At 72.2% G+C, this 16,419-nt stretch carries 12 protein-coding genes; 11 read left to right on the top strand and 1 reads right to left on the bottom strand.

Going from position 1 to position 16,419, the window contains the following annotated elements:
- The first annotated feature begins 127 nt into the window (after window positions 1-127).
- The 9 genes from D4B81_RS03520 to aroB all read left to right on the top strand — a co-directional run bounded on the left by D4B81_RS03520 (window position 128) and on the right by aroB (window position 13,628).
- Window positions 128-4,516: a multicopper oxidase domain-containing protein gene (locus tag D4B81_RS03520; protein ID WP_202613549.1), complete on the top strand. Its 4,389-nt coding sequence runs from the start codon at window positions 128-130 to the stop codon at window positions 4,514-4,516.
- Between the two features lie 140 nt (window positions 4,517-4,656).
- The gene (alaS, locus tag D4B81_RS03515; protein WP_122261088.1) at window positions 4,657-7,356 is read left to right on the top strand and encodes an alanine--tRNA ligase; all 2,700 of its coding nucleotides are present in this window, start codon (window positions 4,657-4,659) and stop codon (window positions 7,354-7,356) included.
- A gap of 6 nt (window positions 7,357-7,362) precedes the next feature.
- Entirely contained in the window at window positions 7,363-7,887 is a 525-nt protein-coding gene (gene ruvX, locus D4B81_RS03510; RefSeq protein ID WP_237565784.1) for a Holliday junction resolvase RuvX, read from the top strand.
- A gap of 7 nt (window positions 7,888-7,894) precedes the next feature.
- Window positions 7,895-9,145, top strand: coding sequence for an endolytic transglycosylase MltG (gene mltG, locus D4B81_RS03505; protein WP_122261087.1), 1,251 nt, complete (start codon window positions 7,895-7,897; stop codon window positions 9,143-9,145).
- Window positions 9,115-9,987, top strand: coding sequence for a shikimate dehydrogenase (locus D4B81_RS03500; RefSeq protein ID WP_337189857.1), 873 nt, complete (start codon window positions 9,115-9,117; stop codon window positions 9,985-9,987). The genes mltG and D4B81_RS03500 overlap by 31 nt, the downstream gene beginning before the upstream one ends.
- Window positions 9,984-10,706 carry a prepilin peptidase gene (locus D4B81_RS03495; RefSeq protein WP_122261086.1) on the top strand — a complete coding sequence of 241 codons (723 nt, stop codon included), beginning with the start codon at window positions 9,984-9,986 and terminating at the stop codon, window positions 10,704-10,706. Before D4B81_RS03500 ends, D4B81_RS03495 begins: the two co-directional genes overlap by 4 nt.
- Before the next feature lie 62 nt (window positions 10,707-10,768).
- Entirely contained in the window at window positions 10,769-12,034 is a 1,266-nt protein-coding gene (gene aroC, locus D4B81_RS03490; protein WP_122261085.1) for a chorismate synthase, read from the top strand.
- Window positions 12,031-12,540: a shikimate kinase gene (locus D4B81_RS03485; protein WP_202613548.1), complete on the top strand. Its 510-nt coding sequence runs from the start codon at window positions 12,031-12,033 to the stop codon at window positions 12,538-12,540. The genes aroC and D4B81_RS03485 overlap by 4 nt, the downstream gene beginning before the upstream one ends.
- A gap of 2 nt (window positions 12,541-12,542) precedes the next feature.
- Entirely contained in the window at window positions 12,543-13,628 is a 1,086-nt protein-coding gene (gene aroB / locus D4B81_RS03480) for a 3-dehydroquinate synthase (protein ID WP_237565796.1), read from the top strand.
- Window positions 13,629-13,645: 17 nt separating this feature from the next.
- Here the strand turns inward: aroB and D4B81_RS03475 are convergent, their stop codons facing one another.
- Window positions 13,646-15,307 carry an FMN-binding glutamate synthase family protein gene (locus D4B81_RS03475; protein WP_122261084.1) on the bottom strand — a complete coding sequence of 554 codons (1,662 nt, stop codon included), beginning with the start codon at window positions 15,305-15,307 and terminating at the stop codon, window positions 13,646-13,648.
- A 126-nt stretch (window positions 15,308-15,433) separates the two neighbouring features.
- Between D4B81_RS03475 and efp the strand changes: the two genes are divergently transcribed.
- Complete coding sequence (gene efp / locus D4B81_RS03470; protein ID WP_097187596.1) at window positions 15,434-15,994, top strand: elongation factor P; 561 nt, start codon at window positions 15,434-15,436, stop codon at window positions 15,992-15,994.
- A gap of 1 nt (window position 15,995) precedes the next feature.
- On the top strand, window positions 15,996-16,409 hold the full coding sequence (gene nusB, locus D4B81_RS03465) for a transcription antitermination factor NusB (protein WP_122261083.1): 414 nt from the start codon (window positions 15,996-15,998) through the stop codon (window positions 16,407-16,409).
- Window positions 16,410-16,419: the final 10 nt, after the last annotated feature.

The following is a 16,419-nucleotide window of genomic DNA, read 5'->3' as shown; positions in this document are numbered from 1 at the left end:
GGTGTTGTGCTACGCGGGTGAGTACTACCGTCGCTCGTAGGGACGGTGGCGGGCAGGGACGCCAAACCCGTGACGTGATTACGCCCGCCTCAAACCCCAGCCGTTCCATGTGCGTGAGGGAGCCTCGATGAAGATGCGCCCCGGCATGGTCGCGTTCGCGACCCTCGCCGTCCTGTCCGTGGGGGCAGGGAACGTCACCGCCACCGCCGGACCACCCGGCGTGAGTGGCACGTCCGCGAGCGGCGTCGTCGCCGCTCCTTCCGGCGATCAGGCCGACCAGCTGAGGAAGAACTACGAGAAGAAGGCTGACAAGGTCAAGGAGAAGGCCGAGAAGCGGATCACCCAGCAGGACCGGGACGCCGCCGCGGCACGGGCCCTGCAGGACGGTGCTCTGAACCCGCTGATGGTGGAGGCTGCCGCAGCTCCGCTGATCGACGGGGCCCCGCACTACTTCAGCCACCCCAACTACGCCAACAGCCCGCTCCCGGAGCTCGTGGGGGCGACGGTGCCGGTCGGCAACCCGCTGCAGGACCGCGCCTACGCGACCGACTTCCCGGTCCAGGTGGGGGAGCTGGCACCCGTGCTCGTCGTCCTGCCGCAGGAGCTGCCCGCCGGGATGCTCACCGCGTTCGAGACCTGGAACCAGGCAGGCGCGGGGCAGAGCGACTTCCCGTCGGCCGGCAACGTCTTCCACGCCTACGTGCTGCGGCCCACCGGCGTCGCCAACGAGTTCACAGTGATGTTCGACAGCGGACCGCTCGCCGTGCCGGCGCTCGCGGACCCTGCCGTCAGCGAGAAGGCCGTCTTCGGGGTCGCCAACCTCCCGGTGCAGCCCGGTGACCGGCTCGCGTTCTACGGCCAGGGGATCCCGGTCGACACCGGCACCGGGACCGACGTGCTGCACTACCCGGCAGCTCAGCCGCTCCAGGACAGTGCCATCACCCTCGGCTCGACCGACTACCCGGTGTATCCCCAGCTCAGGACGTACTCCTTCGGGGCGCAGGTGCAGGACACCTCCGGCACGAACCAGGTGGTGGTGGACGGTACCGGCATCCGGAAGTTCGTCGACGAGCTGCCGCAGGTGGGCGCCGAGACCGGCCCGAGCATCCCCGCGGCCGTCGCCGACACGACGACCTACCCGGGGTCCAGCTACTACGAGATCGCGCTGGTCGAGTACGAGCAGAAGATGCACACCGACCTGCCCGCCACGAAGCTGCGCGGCTACGTGCAGCTCGACACCTCGGTCGTCCCCGGTGACGGGGTGGCACTGACGGGCGTGGACGGGTCGCCCATCCTGCTGCCCAACGGCACGCCGGCACGCGGCGTGACGCAGCCCAACTACCTCGGCCCGGCCATCGTCACCGCCAAGGACAAGCCGGTGCGGATCCTCTTCCGCAACCTGCTGCCGACGGGGGCCGCCGGCAACCTGTTCATCCCCACCGACACCACCGTCATGGGGTCGGGCCTGACCGCCGACGGCCACACCATGGACCCCACCGCAGCCGACCCCCAGAATCCGGTCTGCAGCGGCATCGACAAGGCTGACCACGTGGCGATGAACATGTGCTACGCGGAGAACCGCGCCACCCTGCACCTGCACGGTGGCATCACGCCGTGGATCTCCGACGGGACCCCCCACCAGTGGATCACGCCCGCAGGGGAGACCACGGAGTACCCCGAGGGTGTCAGCGTGGAGAACGTGCCGGACATGCCCGACCCGGGCCCCGGCGCCCAGACGTTCTTCTACACCAACGCCCAGAGCGCGCGGCTGATGTTCTACCACGACCACGCCTGGGGCATCACCCGCCTCAACGTGTATGCCGGTGAGGCGGCGCCGTACATCATCACCGACGCCACCGAGGAGGCGCTGGTCAACACAGGCGTCCTGCCTCCCGCCGATGACACCATCGAGCTGGTGGTGCAGGACAAGACGTTCGTCCCCGACCAGGCTCAGCTGGACGTGCAGGACGAGACGTGGGACAGCGCGCGGTGGGGCGACAAGGGCGACCTGTGGGTCCCGCACGTCTACTCGCCGGCGCAGAACCCGGGCGACGCCTCCGGGGTGAACGCCTACGGCCGGTGGGCCTACGGCCCGTGGTTCTGGCCGCCGACGAACAGCATCGACCACGGCCCGATCGACAACCCGTACTACGACCCGAACTGCGACCCGGACCTCACGTGGTGCGAGCCGCCGAAGATGCCGGGGACGCCCTACCTGTCGATGGGGATGGAGTCCTTCAACGACACCCCCGTCGTCAACGGCGTGGCCTACCCGACGCTGACGGTAGACCCGAAGGCCTACCGCTTCCGGGTGCTCAACGCGGCCAACGACAGGTTCTTCAACCTCTCGCTGTACCAGGCGGTCGACGCCGACGGGAACGTCTGCGACCAGACCAACCCCGCCCCCGCACCGGAGGTCACGGACGTGGCCTGCACAGAGGTGGCGCTGAACCCCGACGAGGTCGCAGCGGCCCTCGAGGACACCACGGTATTCCCGACGCCGTTGGCGAACACCGCGGGTCCGAGCTGGATCCACATCGGCACCGAGGGCGGGTTCGTGCCCACGCCGACCGTGGTCCCGCCACAACCCACGACCTGGGTCAACGACCCCACCGTGTTCAACGCGGGCAACGTCGACAAGCACTCGCTGCTGGTGGCGCCCGCCGAGCGGCACGACGTGGTCGTGGACCTGTCCCCGTACGCCGGGCAGACGCTGATCCTGTACAACGACGCCCCGGCGGCGTTCCCGGCCCGTGACCCGAGGTACGACTACTACACGGGCAACGCGGACCTGCGGGGCTCCGGCGGCGCGCCGTCCACCCTGGCAGGGTACGGCCCCAACACCCGGACCGTGATGCAGATCAAGGTCGCCGACACGGCCCCTGCCGCGCCGTACGACCTGGCCAGGCTGCAGACCGCGTTCAAGAGCGTCGCCAGCGGCGGTCAGGGCGTGTTCGAGTCCGGGCAGAAGCCGATCATCGTGGGTCAGGGTGCCTACAACGGCGCCTACGGCACGACGTTCCAGAACAACGGACCGTCCGCGGGTCTGGCGCAGATCTACGACACCTCGATCACCTTCGACCGGCTCGTCGACGACGGCACGCCGGGAGCGCCCTACGCCACCTCGACCCCGGGGCAGCGGCTGACGCTCTCGATGAAGCCCAAGATGATCCAGGACGAGATGGGTGAGGCGTTCGAGCACGAGTACGGCCGGATGAGCGGCTTCCTCGGGGTCGAGACGCCCAACGCCCAGGCCGGGCAGCAGAACATGATCCTCAGCCCGTACACCTTCCCGCCGACCGAGATCATCGACGGCGTGGAGCTGCCGCCCGGCGTCCAGGCCACGCCCATCGCGTCCCAGGACGACGGCACGCAGATCTGGAAGTTCACGCACAACGGGGTGGACACGCACCCCATCCACTTCCACCTGTACGACGTGCAGCTGCTCAACCGGGTGGGCTGGGACGGGATCATCCGCAAGCCGGACCCGACCGAGCTCGGCTGGAAGGACACGGTCCGGATCAGCCCGCTGGAGGACACGATCGTCGCCCTGCGCGCGATCATCCCGCCGGTCCCGCAGGCCTGGGGCGGACTGCCGAACAGCATCAGGCTGCTCGACCCGTCGATGCCCGAGGGTGCCTACATCGAGAACACGACGGCGCAGGAGGCCGCGGGTCTGCCGATCTTCGCCTTCAACCCCGACGGCGAGCCGATCGACGTGGTCAACCACTACGTCAACTTCGGCTGGGAGTACGTGCTCCACTGCCACATCCTCAGCCACGAGGAGATGGACATGATGCACGCCCAGATCGTCGGGATCGCGCCGACCGCCCCGACCGGGCTCACCTTCACCCGGGTGGGCAACGGGAACCAGCGGCGCTACGAGCTGGTGTGGACCGACACCTCGAAGAACGAGACGGGGTTCGTCATCGAGCGCCGCGCCGGGACCACAGGTCCCTGGTCGACGCTCGCGACGGTGCCGTCCGAGCGGCTCGGGGTGGTCCCCTACGCGGACAGCGGCGTCGGGTCCGGTACCGGCCCCCGGACCTACACCGACCGCATCGGCAACACCAACACCGTCTACCAGTACCAGGTGTACGCCATCAACACCGTCGGCGATGTGTGGGACTACTCCAACCCGGCGTTCAACAACATCCCGCCGGGCGGGGGTTTCCCGACCCTCACCCTCGACAGCCGCGGTGGTGCCGGGCAGCCGTCCCTCACCACGGTCGCCACGCCGAGCAACGTCACGGCGAGCGCCGTCGCGGCGGGCAAGAAGCGGGCCGACGTGACGGTGACGTGGACGGACAACGCGACCAACGAGACCGGGTTCCTGGTCCAGCGGTCGACGACGTCCAACTTCTCCCTGAACGTCGTCAACGCCACGGTGTCCACCCCCACCACCACGCTGACCCAGGCGCTCGCGAGGGGCCAGACCTACTACTACCGGGTCCTGGCCTACAACGACACGCACCAGTCAGGGTGGTCGAACACGGCGACGGTCACCACACCCTGACGGTCCGTCGCTGACGACCGGGGCCCGGAGGGAGTGGAACCCTCCGGGCCCCGGTCCGCCCGACGGCAGGTCGACGCGCGGGGGACCCGACGGTGCGGCGGCTAGAGTAGGTCAGTCCGCACGTACCTGCCGAGGAGACCATGGAAACCGCCGAGATCCGCCGTCGCTGGCTGTCGTTCTTCGAGAGCAAGGGCCACGCCGTGGTCCCCAGCGCACCGCTGGTGCACGACGACCCCAACCTCCTTTTCGTCAACGCCGGGATGGTGCCGTTCAAGCCCTACTTCCTCGGCCAGGAGACGGCGCCCTGGCCCCGCGCGACCAGCGTGCAGAAGTGCGTCCGCACCCTCGACATCGAGGAGGTCGGCAAGACCACCCGGCACGGCACCTTCTTCCAGATGAACGGCAACTTCGCCTTCGGCGACTACTTCAAGGAGGGGGCGATCAGCCACGCGTGGGAGCTGGTCACCGGCTCCCAGCGGGACGGCTTCCTGGGGTTCGACCCCGGCTCCGTCTGGGTCACCGTGCTCGACGGCGACGACGAGGCCGCGGACCTGTGGCACCGCGTCGCGGGGCTGCCGCAGGACCGTATCCAGCGTCGCGGCCTGGCGGACAACTACTGGCACATGGGCGTGCCGGGGCCTGGTGGTCCCTGCAGCGAGATCTACATCGACCGCGGCCCCGAGCACGGGCCCGACGGTGGTCCCGTCGTCGACGAGGACCGGTTCCTGGAGATCTGGAACCTGGTGTTCATGCAGGAGGAGCTGTCGGCGGTGCGGTCCAAGACCGACTTCGACATCGCCGGCGAGCTGCCGCGCAAGAACATCGACACGGGCATGGGGATGGAGAGGGTCGCCTACCTCCTGCAGGGGGTCGACAACCTCTACGAGATCGACGAGGTCTACCCCGTCATCGAGCGCGCGGAGGAGATGACCGGGCACACCTACGGCGCCGACCACGAGGCAGACGTCCGCTTCCGGGTCGTCGCCGACCACGTGCGGTCCGGCCTGATGCTCATGGGGGACGGGGTCACCCCGGGCAACGAGGGGCGTGGCTACGTGCTGCGGCGGCTGCTCCGCCGGGCCGTGCGCTCGATGCGGCTGCTCGGCCTGGACAGCTCGCGGGCGGCGCTGCCTGAGCTGCTGCCGGTCAGCAAGGACGTCATGCGCTCCTCCTACCCCGAGCTGGAGCAGGACTGGGGGCGGATCGCCGAGACGGCCTACGCGGAGGAGGAGGCGTTCCGACGCACCCTGGCCAGCGGCACGACGATCCTCGACACAGCGGTGCAGCGCGCCAAGCGCGCCGGCGTCCGCGTGCTCGGCGGGACCGAGGCGTTCCAGCTGCACGACACCTACGGCTTCCCCATCGACCTGACCCTGGAGATGGCCTCCGAGCAGGGGCTGAGCGTGGACGAGGACGCCTTCCGCTCGCTCATGACCGAGCAGCGCCAGCGCGCCAAGGCGGACGCCCGGGCCAAGAAGCACGGGCACGGCGGCACCACCGCCTACCGCGCCGTCGCCGACCGGCTCGGAACGGGAACGGAGTTCACCGGGTATGCCGCGATGTCGGGCGACGCCACCGTCGTCGGGCTGCTCTCGGGCGGGGTCGAGCGCGACCGCCTCGAGGCCTCTCCCGCGGACGCCGAGCACGGTGGTGCCGAGATCGAGCTCGTGCTCGGCAGCACGCCGTTCTACGCCGAGGCCGGTGGCCAGCTCGCCGACCACGGTGTCATCCGTCTCGACGGCGGGGCCGTCGTGCAGGTCACGGACGTGCAGCGACCCCTGCCCGGTCTCGTCGTCCACCGGGGTCGCCTGCTCGAGGGCGGGGTGACCGTGGGCGAGCGTGCGACCGCCCAGATCGACACGCTGCGCCGGGCCGCGGTCTCGCGGGCCCACACGGCGACGCACCTCGTCCATAAGGTCCTGCGGGAGACGCTGGGCGACACCGCGACCCAGGCCGGCTCGGAGAACGCGCCCGGGCGGCTGCGCTTCGACTTCCGCGCCAACCGCGCGCTGGCCCCCGACGAGCTCGCGGCGGTGGAGTCGCGCATCAACGAGCGGCTCATGGACGACCTCGAGGTGACGGCCGAGCAGATGCCCCTGGCCCAGGCCCGCGAGATGGGGGCGATGGCCCTCTTCGGCGAGCGCTACCCCGACGTGGTGCGGGTGGTCTCCGTCGGCGGCCCCTGGTCGCTGGAGCTCTGCGGCGGCACGCACGTGCTCAACTCCGCCCAGCTCTCCCTGGTCAAGATCATGGGTGAGGCCTCGATCGGCTCCGGCGTGCGACGGGTGGAGGCGCTCGTGGGCGCCGACGCCTACCAGCACCTCGCGCGGGAGAACGTCATCGTCAACCAGCTCACCGATGCCCTCAAGGTCCGTCCGGACGAGCTTCCCGACCGGGTCGCCGGGTTGCTCGCCCGGCTCAAGGAGGCCGAGCGGGAGATCGCGCGCGCCCGCTCGCAGCAGGCTGTCGCGTCGGCGGCCGGGCTGGTGAAGCAGGCCCGCGACGTGGCCGGAGTCCGCTTCCTGGGGTCCGACCTCGGGGAGGGCGCGGGCGCGGACGACCTGCGCGCCCTGGTCACGGACCTCCGCTCCCGCCTGGGCGACGACGGCCCGTCGGTCGTGACCCTCACCGGCTCCTCCGGTGGACGGCCGGTCGTGGTCGTCGCCACCAACGAGCCGGCCCGCGGGCGCGGCGTCAAGGCGGGAGCGCTCGTGCGCGTCGCCGCGCAGGTGCTCGGCGGAGGAGGTGGGGGCAAGGACGACCTCGCTCAGGGGGGTGGCCAGGACCCCGCCCAGACCGGCGCCGCCCTGCGCGCCGTCGAGGACGCGCTGCGCGGCTGACCCGGGGTGAGCACCAGCACGATCCCCCCGGACGGGCCGTCACCTGCGCGCGGTGCCCTGCTGGGCGTCGACGTCGGCGAGGTACGTGTGGGTCTGGCGGCGAGCGATCCGGAGGGCCTCATCGCCACCCCCGTGGACACGCTGCGCCGCGACCAGGAGCACGGCTCGGACCTCGTCCGCATCGCCGAGGAGGTCCGTGACCGAGGCGCCGTCGGCGTCGTCGTCGGACTGCCCCGGTCCCTCTCCGGCGAGGAGGGATTGGCCGCAGGCCGGGCGCGTCTGTACGCTAAAGCGTTGCAGCGACACCTGGAGGTGCCGGTGCGGCTCTGGGACGAACGGCTGACCACCGTGGACGCGCACCGGGCGCTGCGCAGCAGCGGTGTCCCCGGCCGACGCCAGCGCGGCGTCGTCGACCAGGCCGCCGCCGTCCTGATCCTCCAGGCGGCGCTCGATGCCCGACGCGCCGGTCGTCCCGCCGGCGTTCCCCTGAAGGCGCGCAAGCCCCGGACCCCCCGGTCCGGCACGAGATAGGACACGGATGAGCCATCCTCCTCACGAGGACTGGGACGAGCACGACGTCCGAGGCACCTCCGCCAGGTCGACCTTCGACGACGACGTCCTCGGCCTGCGCCGATACTCCGAGCACGACGAGTCGCTGGCCGACGACGTGCTGGACCCGGCGGAGCCGGAGATGTTCCGCCCCCGCCGACGCAAGCGGCGCAACCCCGTGGCCAAGGTCCTGGCACTCATCCTCGCCGCCGGGCTGGTGCTCGTGGCGACCTTCTTCGCCGTCAGCTCGCTCGACGGACTGCTGCCGCAGATCTCCATGGGGGGCGAGCCGACCGCCCAGGACTACGAGGGGGCCGGCACCGGGGAGGTGGTCGTCGAGATCCCGGAGGGCGCCGGTGGCGGCCAGATCGCCGAGATCCTCGTCTCCGAGGACGTCGTCGCCAGCGCCGGCGCCTTCACCGCCGTGCTGCAGGCGGACCCGCGCTCCGCTGGCATCCAGCCGGGCACCTACCGGATGGCCGAGCAGATGAGCTCCCAGGCCGCCCTGTCCCGCCTCCTGGACGGGAACTACCGCGAGATCGACGGGGTGACGGTCCGCGAGGGGCTCTGGGTCTCCGAGACCTTCGAGGTCCTCGCCGAGGCGACCGGCAACGACGTGGCCGACTACGAGGCGGTCGACCCGTCGGCGCTCGACCTGCCTGACGCGGCCGAGGGTGAGCTCGAGGGCTTCCTCTACCCCAGCACCTACGAGTTCTCCCCGGACGCGACCCCCCAGGAGCAGCTGCAGACGCTCGTCGACACCGGCAGGCGGACGTACGAGGAGCTGGGGATCGCGGACGGGCCGGAGCTGCGCGAGATCATCATCAAGGCCAGCATCGTCCAGGGCGAGGGGATGTTCTCCGAAGACCTGCCGAAGGTGGCCCAGGTCGTGGAGAACCGGCTCCAGCCCAACCCGGAGACCAACGGCTTCCTGCAGATGGACTCCACCGTCCACTTCATCTACCAGGAGCGGGGTCTGGCCGGGACCACCGACGAGCAGCGCGCCAACCCCGACCCCCACAACACCTACGCCAACGCCGGGCTGCCGGTCGGGCCGATCAACAGCCCTGGCGAGGAGGCGATCCGGGCGGCGATGAACCCCGAGGAGGGGGACTGGCTCTACTTCGTCACGGTCGACCCGTCGACGGGTGAGACCCGGTTCGCGACCGACTTCGCCGGGCACCAGGAGAACGTCGCCCTCTTCCAGCAGTGGTGCGCGGACAACCCCGACCAGTGCTGAGCGCCCCGGCTGCCGCCCGCCGGGCCGCGGTCGTGGGTTCCCCGGTGGCACACTCGCTCTCCCCGGTCCTGCACCTGGCGGCCTACGACGCGCTGGGGCTGACCGGCTGGTCCTACGACCGGCAGGACGTCCCGGCCGGTGGCCTCGCCGACCACGTGGCCCGCCTCGGCCCCGAGTGGGCCGGGTTGTCGGTGACCGCGCCGGGCAAGGAGGAGGCGCTCGCCCTGGCCGAGGGCAGTGGCACGTCTGCCCGCATGACGGGTGCCGCGAACACGCTCCTGCGCACGCCTACCGGGTGGTGGGCCGAGAACACCGACGTCGCCGGCCTGCGTGCGGCGCTGGTCGAGGCGGGTGCGCCGTCGGTGCGCCGGGCGATCGTCGTGGGCGGAGGTGCCACGGCCCGTTCTGCCCTCCTGGCCCTCGCGCAGCTCGGCGCCACCGAGGTGACGCTCCTGCTCCGGGACCGTCCGCGGCGCAGGACCCAGGACCTGGTCGCGCGGCTGGACATGTCGGTGCCGGTCCGTCGGCTCGCAGACGGCGCGCTCGACCTCGGCGCCGCGGGGGTGGACGTCGTCGTCTCGACTCTCCCCGCGGACGCGCCCGCCCCGCGGCTGAGGCTCGGGGACGAGGACCCGAGCGTCGTGATGGACGTCGTCTACGCACCGTGGCCGAGCCCGTTCGCGCGCGCTGTCGGGGCGCTCGGGCCGGAGGCACCCTCCGTCGTCCGTGGCACCGGCATGCTGCTCCATCAGGCCGTGCGCCAGGTCGAGCTGATGACGGGGCAGAATGGCCCGGTGGAGGCGATGAGGGCGGCGCTGGCCGCGGCGGGGGGTCCCGGGTGAACGCCGAGGTCGTGGTGCCGGTGCTGGTCGCGGTGGTGGGCGCCCTGCTGGGCATCCCCGTCGCCCGGTGGCTCGCGGAGGTGACCTACCGCAAGCCGGACGAGGTGGACGAGCCCCTCCCGGGACGTCGCTGGTGGGTGCCCCTCGCCCTGGGGATCGTGGCCGGCCTGGTCGTGCACCGCCTCTGGTTCGTCGAGGACGAGGCGGTCGGCTCGGCGTGGGTCGCCGGTGTGCTCACCGGCACCCTGCTGCTCGTGGTCCTCTCGTGCGTCTGCCTGGCCGCCATGGACCTCGACGTCCACCGCCTCCCCGACCGCATCATGTGGCCCACCATGGGTTTCCTGGCCGCCGGCATCACGCTCGCGGCGGTGGTCGGGGGCGGGTTCGACCCGTGGCTGCGGGCAGTGCTCGCCGGGCTGGCCGCGGGCGGCTTCTACTTCGCCCTCGCGCTCCTCTCGCTGGCCCGCGGCTCGCTGGCGCTGGGGCTGGGAGACGTCAAGCTGGCGGTCGTCCTCGGCGCCGCCCTGGGCTGGTTCGGCTGGTCCGAGGCCGTGGCGGGCATCTACGCCGGCTTCCTCGTGGGTGGTCTCGTCGCCGTCGTGCTGCTCGTCGGCCGCCGGGTCCGGTGGGAGGGTCACTTCGCCTACGGGCCGCCGATGATGGTCGGCGCCCTCGTCGGCCTGCTGACGGCACCCGGTCTCCTGGGTTCGCTGCTCTGACCCGGTGACGAGGCCGCCGGAGCCCGTCCCGAAGGTCCGTCGCCCCGTGGAACAATCTGCCCATGCTGCGATGGTTGACCGCCGGGGAGTCCCACGGGCCTGCCCTGACCGCGGTGATGGAGGGCCTGCCCGCCGGGGTCCGGGTCGAGCGTGCCGACGTCGAGGGCGCGCTGGCACGGCGCCGGCTCGGCTACGGACGCGGGGCGCGGATGGCCTTCGAGGCCGACCGGCTGCTCTTCCTGGGCGGGATGCGCCACGGTCTGTCCCTGGGCTCACCGCTGGCCCTGCAGATCGAGAACACCGAGTGGGCCAAGTGGCAGGCCGTCATGAGCCCCGAGCCCGTGGAGGCGGTCGAGCTCCGTCGGGCCGACGACGTGGGCGCCCCCCAGGAGCTGGCCCGCAACAAGCCGCTCACCCGCCCCCGGCCCGGCCACGCGGACCTCGTCGGGATGACCAAGTACGGCTTCGACGAGGCCCGCCCGGTCCTCGAGCGCGCGAGCGCCCGCGAGACGGCGGCCCGCGTCGCGCTGGGAGCGGTCGCGGCCGCCTTCCTCGAGCAGGCGGTAGGGGTACGGCTGGTGTCACACACCGTGAGCATCGGCCGGGCGGGAGTGCCCGACCTGGGCACCGACGCCCCCGGCCCGGACGACCTGCCCACCCCCGACGACGTCGACCTCGTGGACGCCGACCCCGTCCGCACCCTCGACCCCGAGCTGTCCGCCGCGATGGTCGCCGAGGTCGACGCGGCCCGCCGCGACGGCGACACGCTCGGGGGCGTCGTGGAGGTGCTGGCCTACGGGCTCCCGCCCGGGCTGGGGTCGCACGTGCACTGGGACCGGCGCCTGGACGCGCGGCTCGCCGCTGCCCTGATGGGCATCCAGGCGATCAAGGGGGTGGAGGTGGGGGAGGGTTTCCGGACCGCCGCCCGCCGGGGGAGCGAGGCCCACGACGAGATCGAGACCGACGGGGCCGGGCTGGTCCGGCGCACCACCCTGCGCAGCGGCGGCACCGAGGGCGGGATGAGCACCGGCGAGGTCCTGCGGGTGCGGGCCGCCATGAAGCCCATCTCCACCGTGCCCCGCGCCCTGCGCACCGTCGACACGGCCACCGGCGAGGCCACCACCGCGATCCACCAGCGCTCCGACGTGTGCGCGGTGCCCGCCGCCGGGGTGGTCGCCGAGGCCATGGTCGCGCTCGTCCTGGCCGACGCGGTCCTGGAGAAGTTCGGCGGCGACTCGGTGACCGAGGTGGCCCGCAACCACGCGGCATACCTCGCCGCCGTGCCGCAGCACCTGCGCACCCCCGCCACCGGGGAGGTGGCGCCGTGAGCGTCGTGCTGATCGGACCGCCGGGCGCGGGCAAGTCGACCGTGGGCGCGCTGCTCGCGGAGAGACTGGGCGTGCCGTTCACCGACACCGACGCCGCCGTCGAGAGCGAGGCAGGCCGTCCGATCAGCGACATCTTCGTCCAGGACGGCGAGGCCGCGTTCCGGGTGCTCGAGCGGCAGGTCGTCGTCCGCGCGCTCGGCGAGGACCCGGGCGTGCTCTCCCTGGGCGGGGGAGCGGTGATGCAGCCCGAGGTCGCCGAGGCCCTCCGGGACGCGCGCCACCGCGTCGTCTTCCTCGACGTGACGATCGCGGACGCGGCCTCCCGGGTCGGCTTCGACACCTCGCGCCCGCTGCTCCTGGTCAACCCGCGGGCGGCGTGGACCCGCCTGATGACCCTTCGCCGGCCGACCTACGAGGCCCTCGCCGCTCTCACCGTGCCGACGGGCTCCCGCGCCCCGGAGGAGGTCGTGGACGAGATCCTGGCCGGGCTGGGGGAGCACCGGTGAGCGTGCCTGCGGCCCGCACCATCGAGGTGCGCGGCGAGCCCGGGTATGACGTGCACGTCGGCCCCGGCGCGCTCGACCACCTGGCCCGCCACGGACGGGCGGGCCGGCGTGTGCTGCTCGTCGCGCAGCCCGGACGTGAGGGGCCGGTCGCCGGGGCGTCCTCGGTGCTGGAGGGCGCGGGCGCGCGGGTGGTCCCGGTCACGGTGCCCGACGCCGAGGGGGCCAAGACCGCCGAGGTGCTCACCGGCCTCTGGTCCACCCTGGGCAGGGAGGGCTTCACCCGCGACGACCTCGTGGTCGGGGTGGGCGGGGGTGCGGTCACCGACCTGGCGGGCTTCGTGGCCGCGACCTGGCTGCGGGGCGTCGACGCCGTGCTGCTGCCCACGTCTCTCCTCGGGGTCGTCGACGCGGCCGTCGGCGGCAAGACCGGCATCAACACCGCCGAGGGCAAGAACCTCGTCGGCGCCTTCCACCCGCCGCGCGCCGTCATCTGCGACCCGACCTGGCTCGCGGGCATGGCGCGGGCCGACTACGTCTCCGGGCTGGCCGAGGTGCTCAAGTGCGGCCTCATCGCCGACCCGGTCATCCTCGAGCTGGTGGAGGCGGACCCGGGCCGGGCCACCGACCCCACGGCCGACCCCGCGCTCGCCGTCGAGCTCATCGCCCGCGCCGTGCAGGTCAAGGCGGACGTGGTCGGAGCCGACCTGCGCGAGGCGTCGCTGCGCGAGATCCTCAACTACGGGCACACGTTCGCGCACGCGGTCGAGCTGGTCGAGGACTACACCTGGCGGCACGGTGACGCGGTGGCGGTGGGCATGGTCTTCGTCGCCGAGCTGGCCCACCGCGCCGGGCTCCTCGACCGGGGGCTGCTGGACCGGCACCGCACCGTGCTGACGGCCGTGGGGCTGCCGACCTCCTACCCCGGCGGGGCGGCACGGTGGCCGGACCTGCGCGCCGCCATGGCCCGCGACAAGAAGTCCCGCGGCGACACGCTGCGGTTCGTCGTGCTGGAGGGCCTGGCCCGCCCGACCCGGCTCGAGGCGCCGGACGAGGCGCTGCTGCGGGCAGCCCACGTCGCCGTGAGCTGAGTGGTGCCCGACCGGCCTCAGCCGGGCGTGGCGGAGTCCTCGATCCGGGAGTCCCGTGCAGGACCGTCGCCGCTGCTCGGCGCCCCCTCCTCCCGGCCCTCGTCGGGGGCGTCCACCGCGGTCGCGGACGGGGGTGCCGAGCCGCCCTCCGGCGCCCCGACCATGAGCCGCCTGATGTCCTCCTGCTGCTGCCGGGACGGGAGGCCCCAGCCCGGGTCGTCGTAACCGACCGTCTGCCACAACGGTGTGGCCAGCCGGGTGCCGAGCAGGATGTCCACCATGTCGCCGCCCATCAGCCCCGGGTGCTGGACCCCGCACGCCTCGGCGACCTTGAGCATCTCCCGGCGCCAGGACCGCAGGTAGTTCGCCGCCCGCTCCGACTTGGTGTCGGGGTCGAGGCCGCGGGTGAGCCAGGCGTTCTGCGTGGCCACCCCCGTGGGGCACCGGTCGTCGTGGCAGCGCTGGGCCTGGATGCAGCCGATGGACATCATTGCCTCGCGGGCCACGTTGACGAGGTCGACGCCGAGGGCGAACGCCACGGCGGCGTTCTCGGGCAGCCCCAGCTTTCCGGCGCCGATCCACACGACCCGGTCGGCGATCCCCTCCCGGGCGAACGCGGCATACGCCTGCGGGAAGCCGAGCCGGAAGGGCAGGGAGACGGAGTCGCTGAAGATGAGCGGCGCGGCGCCGGTCCCGCCCTCGCCGCCGTCCACGGCGATGAAGTCCACGCCACGGTCGCCGGAGCTCATCATCCGCGCCAGGTCCTGCCACAGGTCGTCCTGGCCCACGGCCGACTTGATCCCCACGGGCAGCCCCGTCTCCGCCGCGAGCAGCTCGACGAAGTCCAGCATCGAGTCGACGTCGGAGAACTCGGCGTGCCGGGAGGGGGAGTGGCAGTCCTCACCCAGCGGTATGCCGCGGATCTGGGCGATCTCCTCGCTGATCTTGGCGGCGGGCAGGAGGCCGCCCAGACCCGGCTTGGCGCCCTGGGAGAGCTTCACCTCGATCGCCCGGACCGGGTCGGCCGCCACGAGGTCCTTGAGCCGCTCGAGGTCGAAGCGACCGCGCCCGTCGCGGCAGCCGAAGTAGGCGGTGCCGATCTGGAAGACCAGGTCCGCACCGTGACGGTGGTGGACCGAGATCCCTCCCTCACCGGTGTTGTGGAGGGCACCCGCGAGAGCGCAGCCGCGGTTGAGCGCCTCGACCGCGGGGCCGGACAGCGCCCCGTAGCTCATCGCCGACACGTTGATGGTGGACGCGGGCCGGAAGGCGTGCCGACGACCGCGGGGCGCACCCAGCACCTTGGCGCAGGGAAGCGGCGTCTCCTCCCCGACGTTGGGGTGCACCGCCGGCTGGACGTCGGCGAAGGTGCGGTGCTTGATGACGGCGTACCCCTCGTTGCGTTCGACGTCGTTGTCGGTGCCGAACCCGAAGTAGGGGTTCTGCCGCTTCGCGGAGGCGTACACCCACCGACGCTGGTCGCGGCTGAAGGGTCGCTCGTCGTTGTTGTCGGTGACGATGTACTGCCGCAGCTCCGGACCGACCTTCTCCAGCAGGTAGCGCGCGTGGCCGAGCACCGGGAAGTTGTGCAGGATCGCGTGCTGCTTCTGGGTGAGGTCACGGACGGCGACGGCCGCGACGGCGGCGGCCGGCAGGGCGAGTGCTCGGGTCCACTTCATCAGCACACTCTCGCGCGGAACGATGCAGGCCGCAGTCCCGGACGCCGGTAGACTTGCCCAGGTTTGGCGCGGGCAGGCCCGTCCGCCCGGCCCCGCGCACGTCATACCCGAGGAGACGAGACACCTGTGGCATCGACGAACGACCTGAAGAACGGCCTGGTCCTGGACATGGACAACGGCCTGTGGCAGGTGCTGGAGTTCCAGCACGTCAAGCCCGGCAAGGGCCCGGCCTTCGTGCGCACCAAGCTCAAGAACGTCACCAGCGGCAAGATCGTCGACAAGACCTTCAACGCCGGCACCAAGGTGGAGACCGCGACCGTGGACCGGTCCGACTTCCAGTACCTGTACAACGACGGCACCGACTACATCTTCATGGACGAGAAGACGTACGAGCAGATCCACGTCTCCCCGGAGGCCATGGGGGACGCCGCCAAGTACCTGCTCGAGAACGGCCGGGCGATGATCGCCCAGCACGAGGGCTCGGTGCTCTACGTCGAGCTGCCCGCCTCGGTGGTGCTGGAGATCACCCACACCGAGCCCGGCCTGCAGGGTGACCGCTCCACCGGCGGCACCAAGCCCGCGACCCTGGAGACCGGTGCCGAGATCCAGGTGCCGCTCTTCCTGGAGACCGGCACCAAGGTCAAGGTCGACACCCGCGACGGCTCCTACCTGGGCCGCGTGAGCTGACGTGGCCGCCCGCACCAAGGCGCGCAAGCGTGCCCTGGAGCTCCTGTTCGAGGCGGAGCAGCGGGGCGTGAACGTCGGCACCCTGCTCGAGGAGCGGATCGCCGCCCCCACCACCCAGCACCCGCTCCCCGAGTATGCCGTGCAGCTGGTCCGGGGGGTGCTCGAGCACTGGGGCGAGATCAACGAGACGCTGACGACCTACTCGCAGGGCTGGGCCCTGGAGCGGATGGCGGCGGTGGACCGGGCGGCGCTGCGGCTGGGCACGTGGGAGATCGTGTGGAACGACCAGGTGCCCGACGGGGTGGCCATCTCCGAGGCGGTGGCGCTGGTGCAGGACATGTCGACCGACGACTCGCCGCGGTTCGTCAACGGGTTGCTCGCCCGCGTCCTGGAGATCAAGCCCACGCTCGTCTGAGCGCTCCCGG

Source organism: Ornithinimicrobium cerasi (genome assembly GCF_003702705.1).
Classification (GTDB): Bacteria; Actinomycetota; Actinomycetes; order Actinomycetales; family Dermatophilaceae; genus Ornithinicoccus; species Ornithinicoccus cerasi.
This window is presented reverse-complemented; position numbering and strand designations above follow the sequence as displayed.

What these genes read in the sequence shown, in the direction of transcription:
- D4B81_RS03520 (WP_202613549.1), top strand. Translation starts at nt 128, where the DNA reads ATGAAGATGCGCCCCGGCATGGTCGCGTTCGCGACCCTCGCCGTCCTG.
- D4B81_RS03475 (WP_122261084.1), bottom strand. Translation starts at nt 15,307, where the DNA reads ATGAAGTGGACCCGAGCACTCGCCCTGCCGGCCGCCGCCGTCGCGGCC.
- mltG (WP_122261087.1), top strand. Translation starts at nt 7,895, where the DNA reads ATGAGCCATCCTCCTCACGAGGACTGGGACGAGCACGACGTCCGAGGC.
- aroC (WP_122261085.1), top strand. Translation starts at nt 10,769, where the DNA reads ATGCTGCGATGGTTGACCGCCGGGGAGTCCCACGGGCCTGCCCTGACC.
- alaS (WP_122261088.1), top strand. Translation starts at nt 4,657, where the DNA reads ATGGAAACCGCCGAGATCCGCCGTCGCTGGCTGTCGTTCTTCGAGAGC.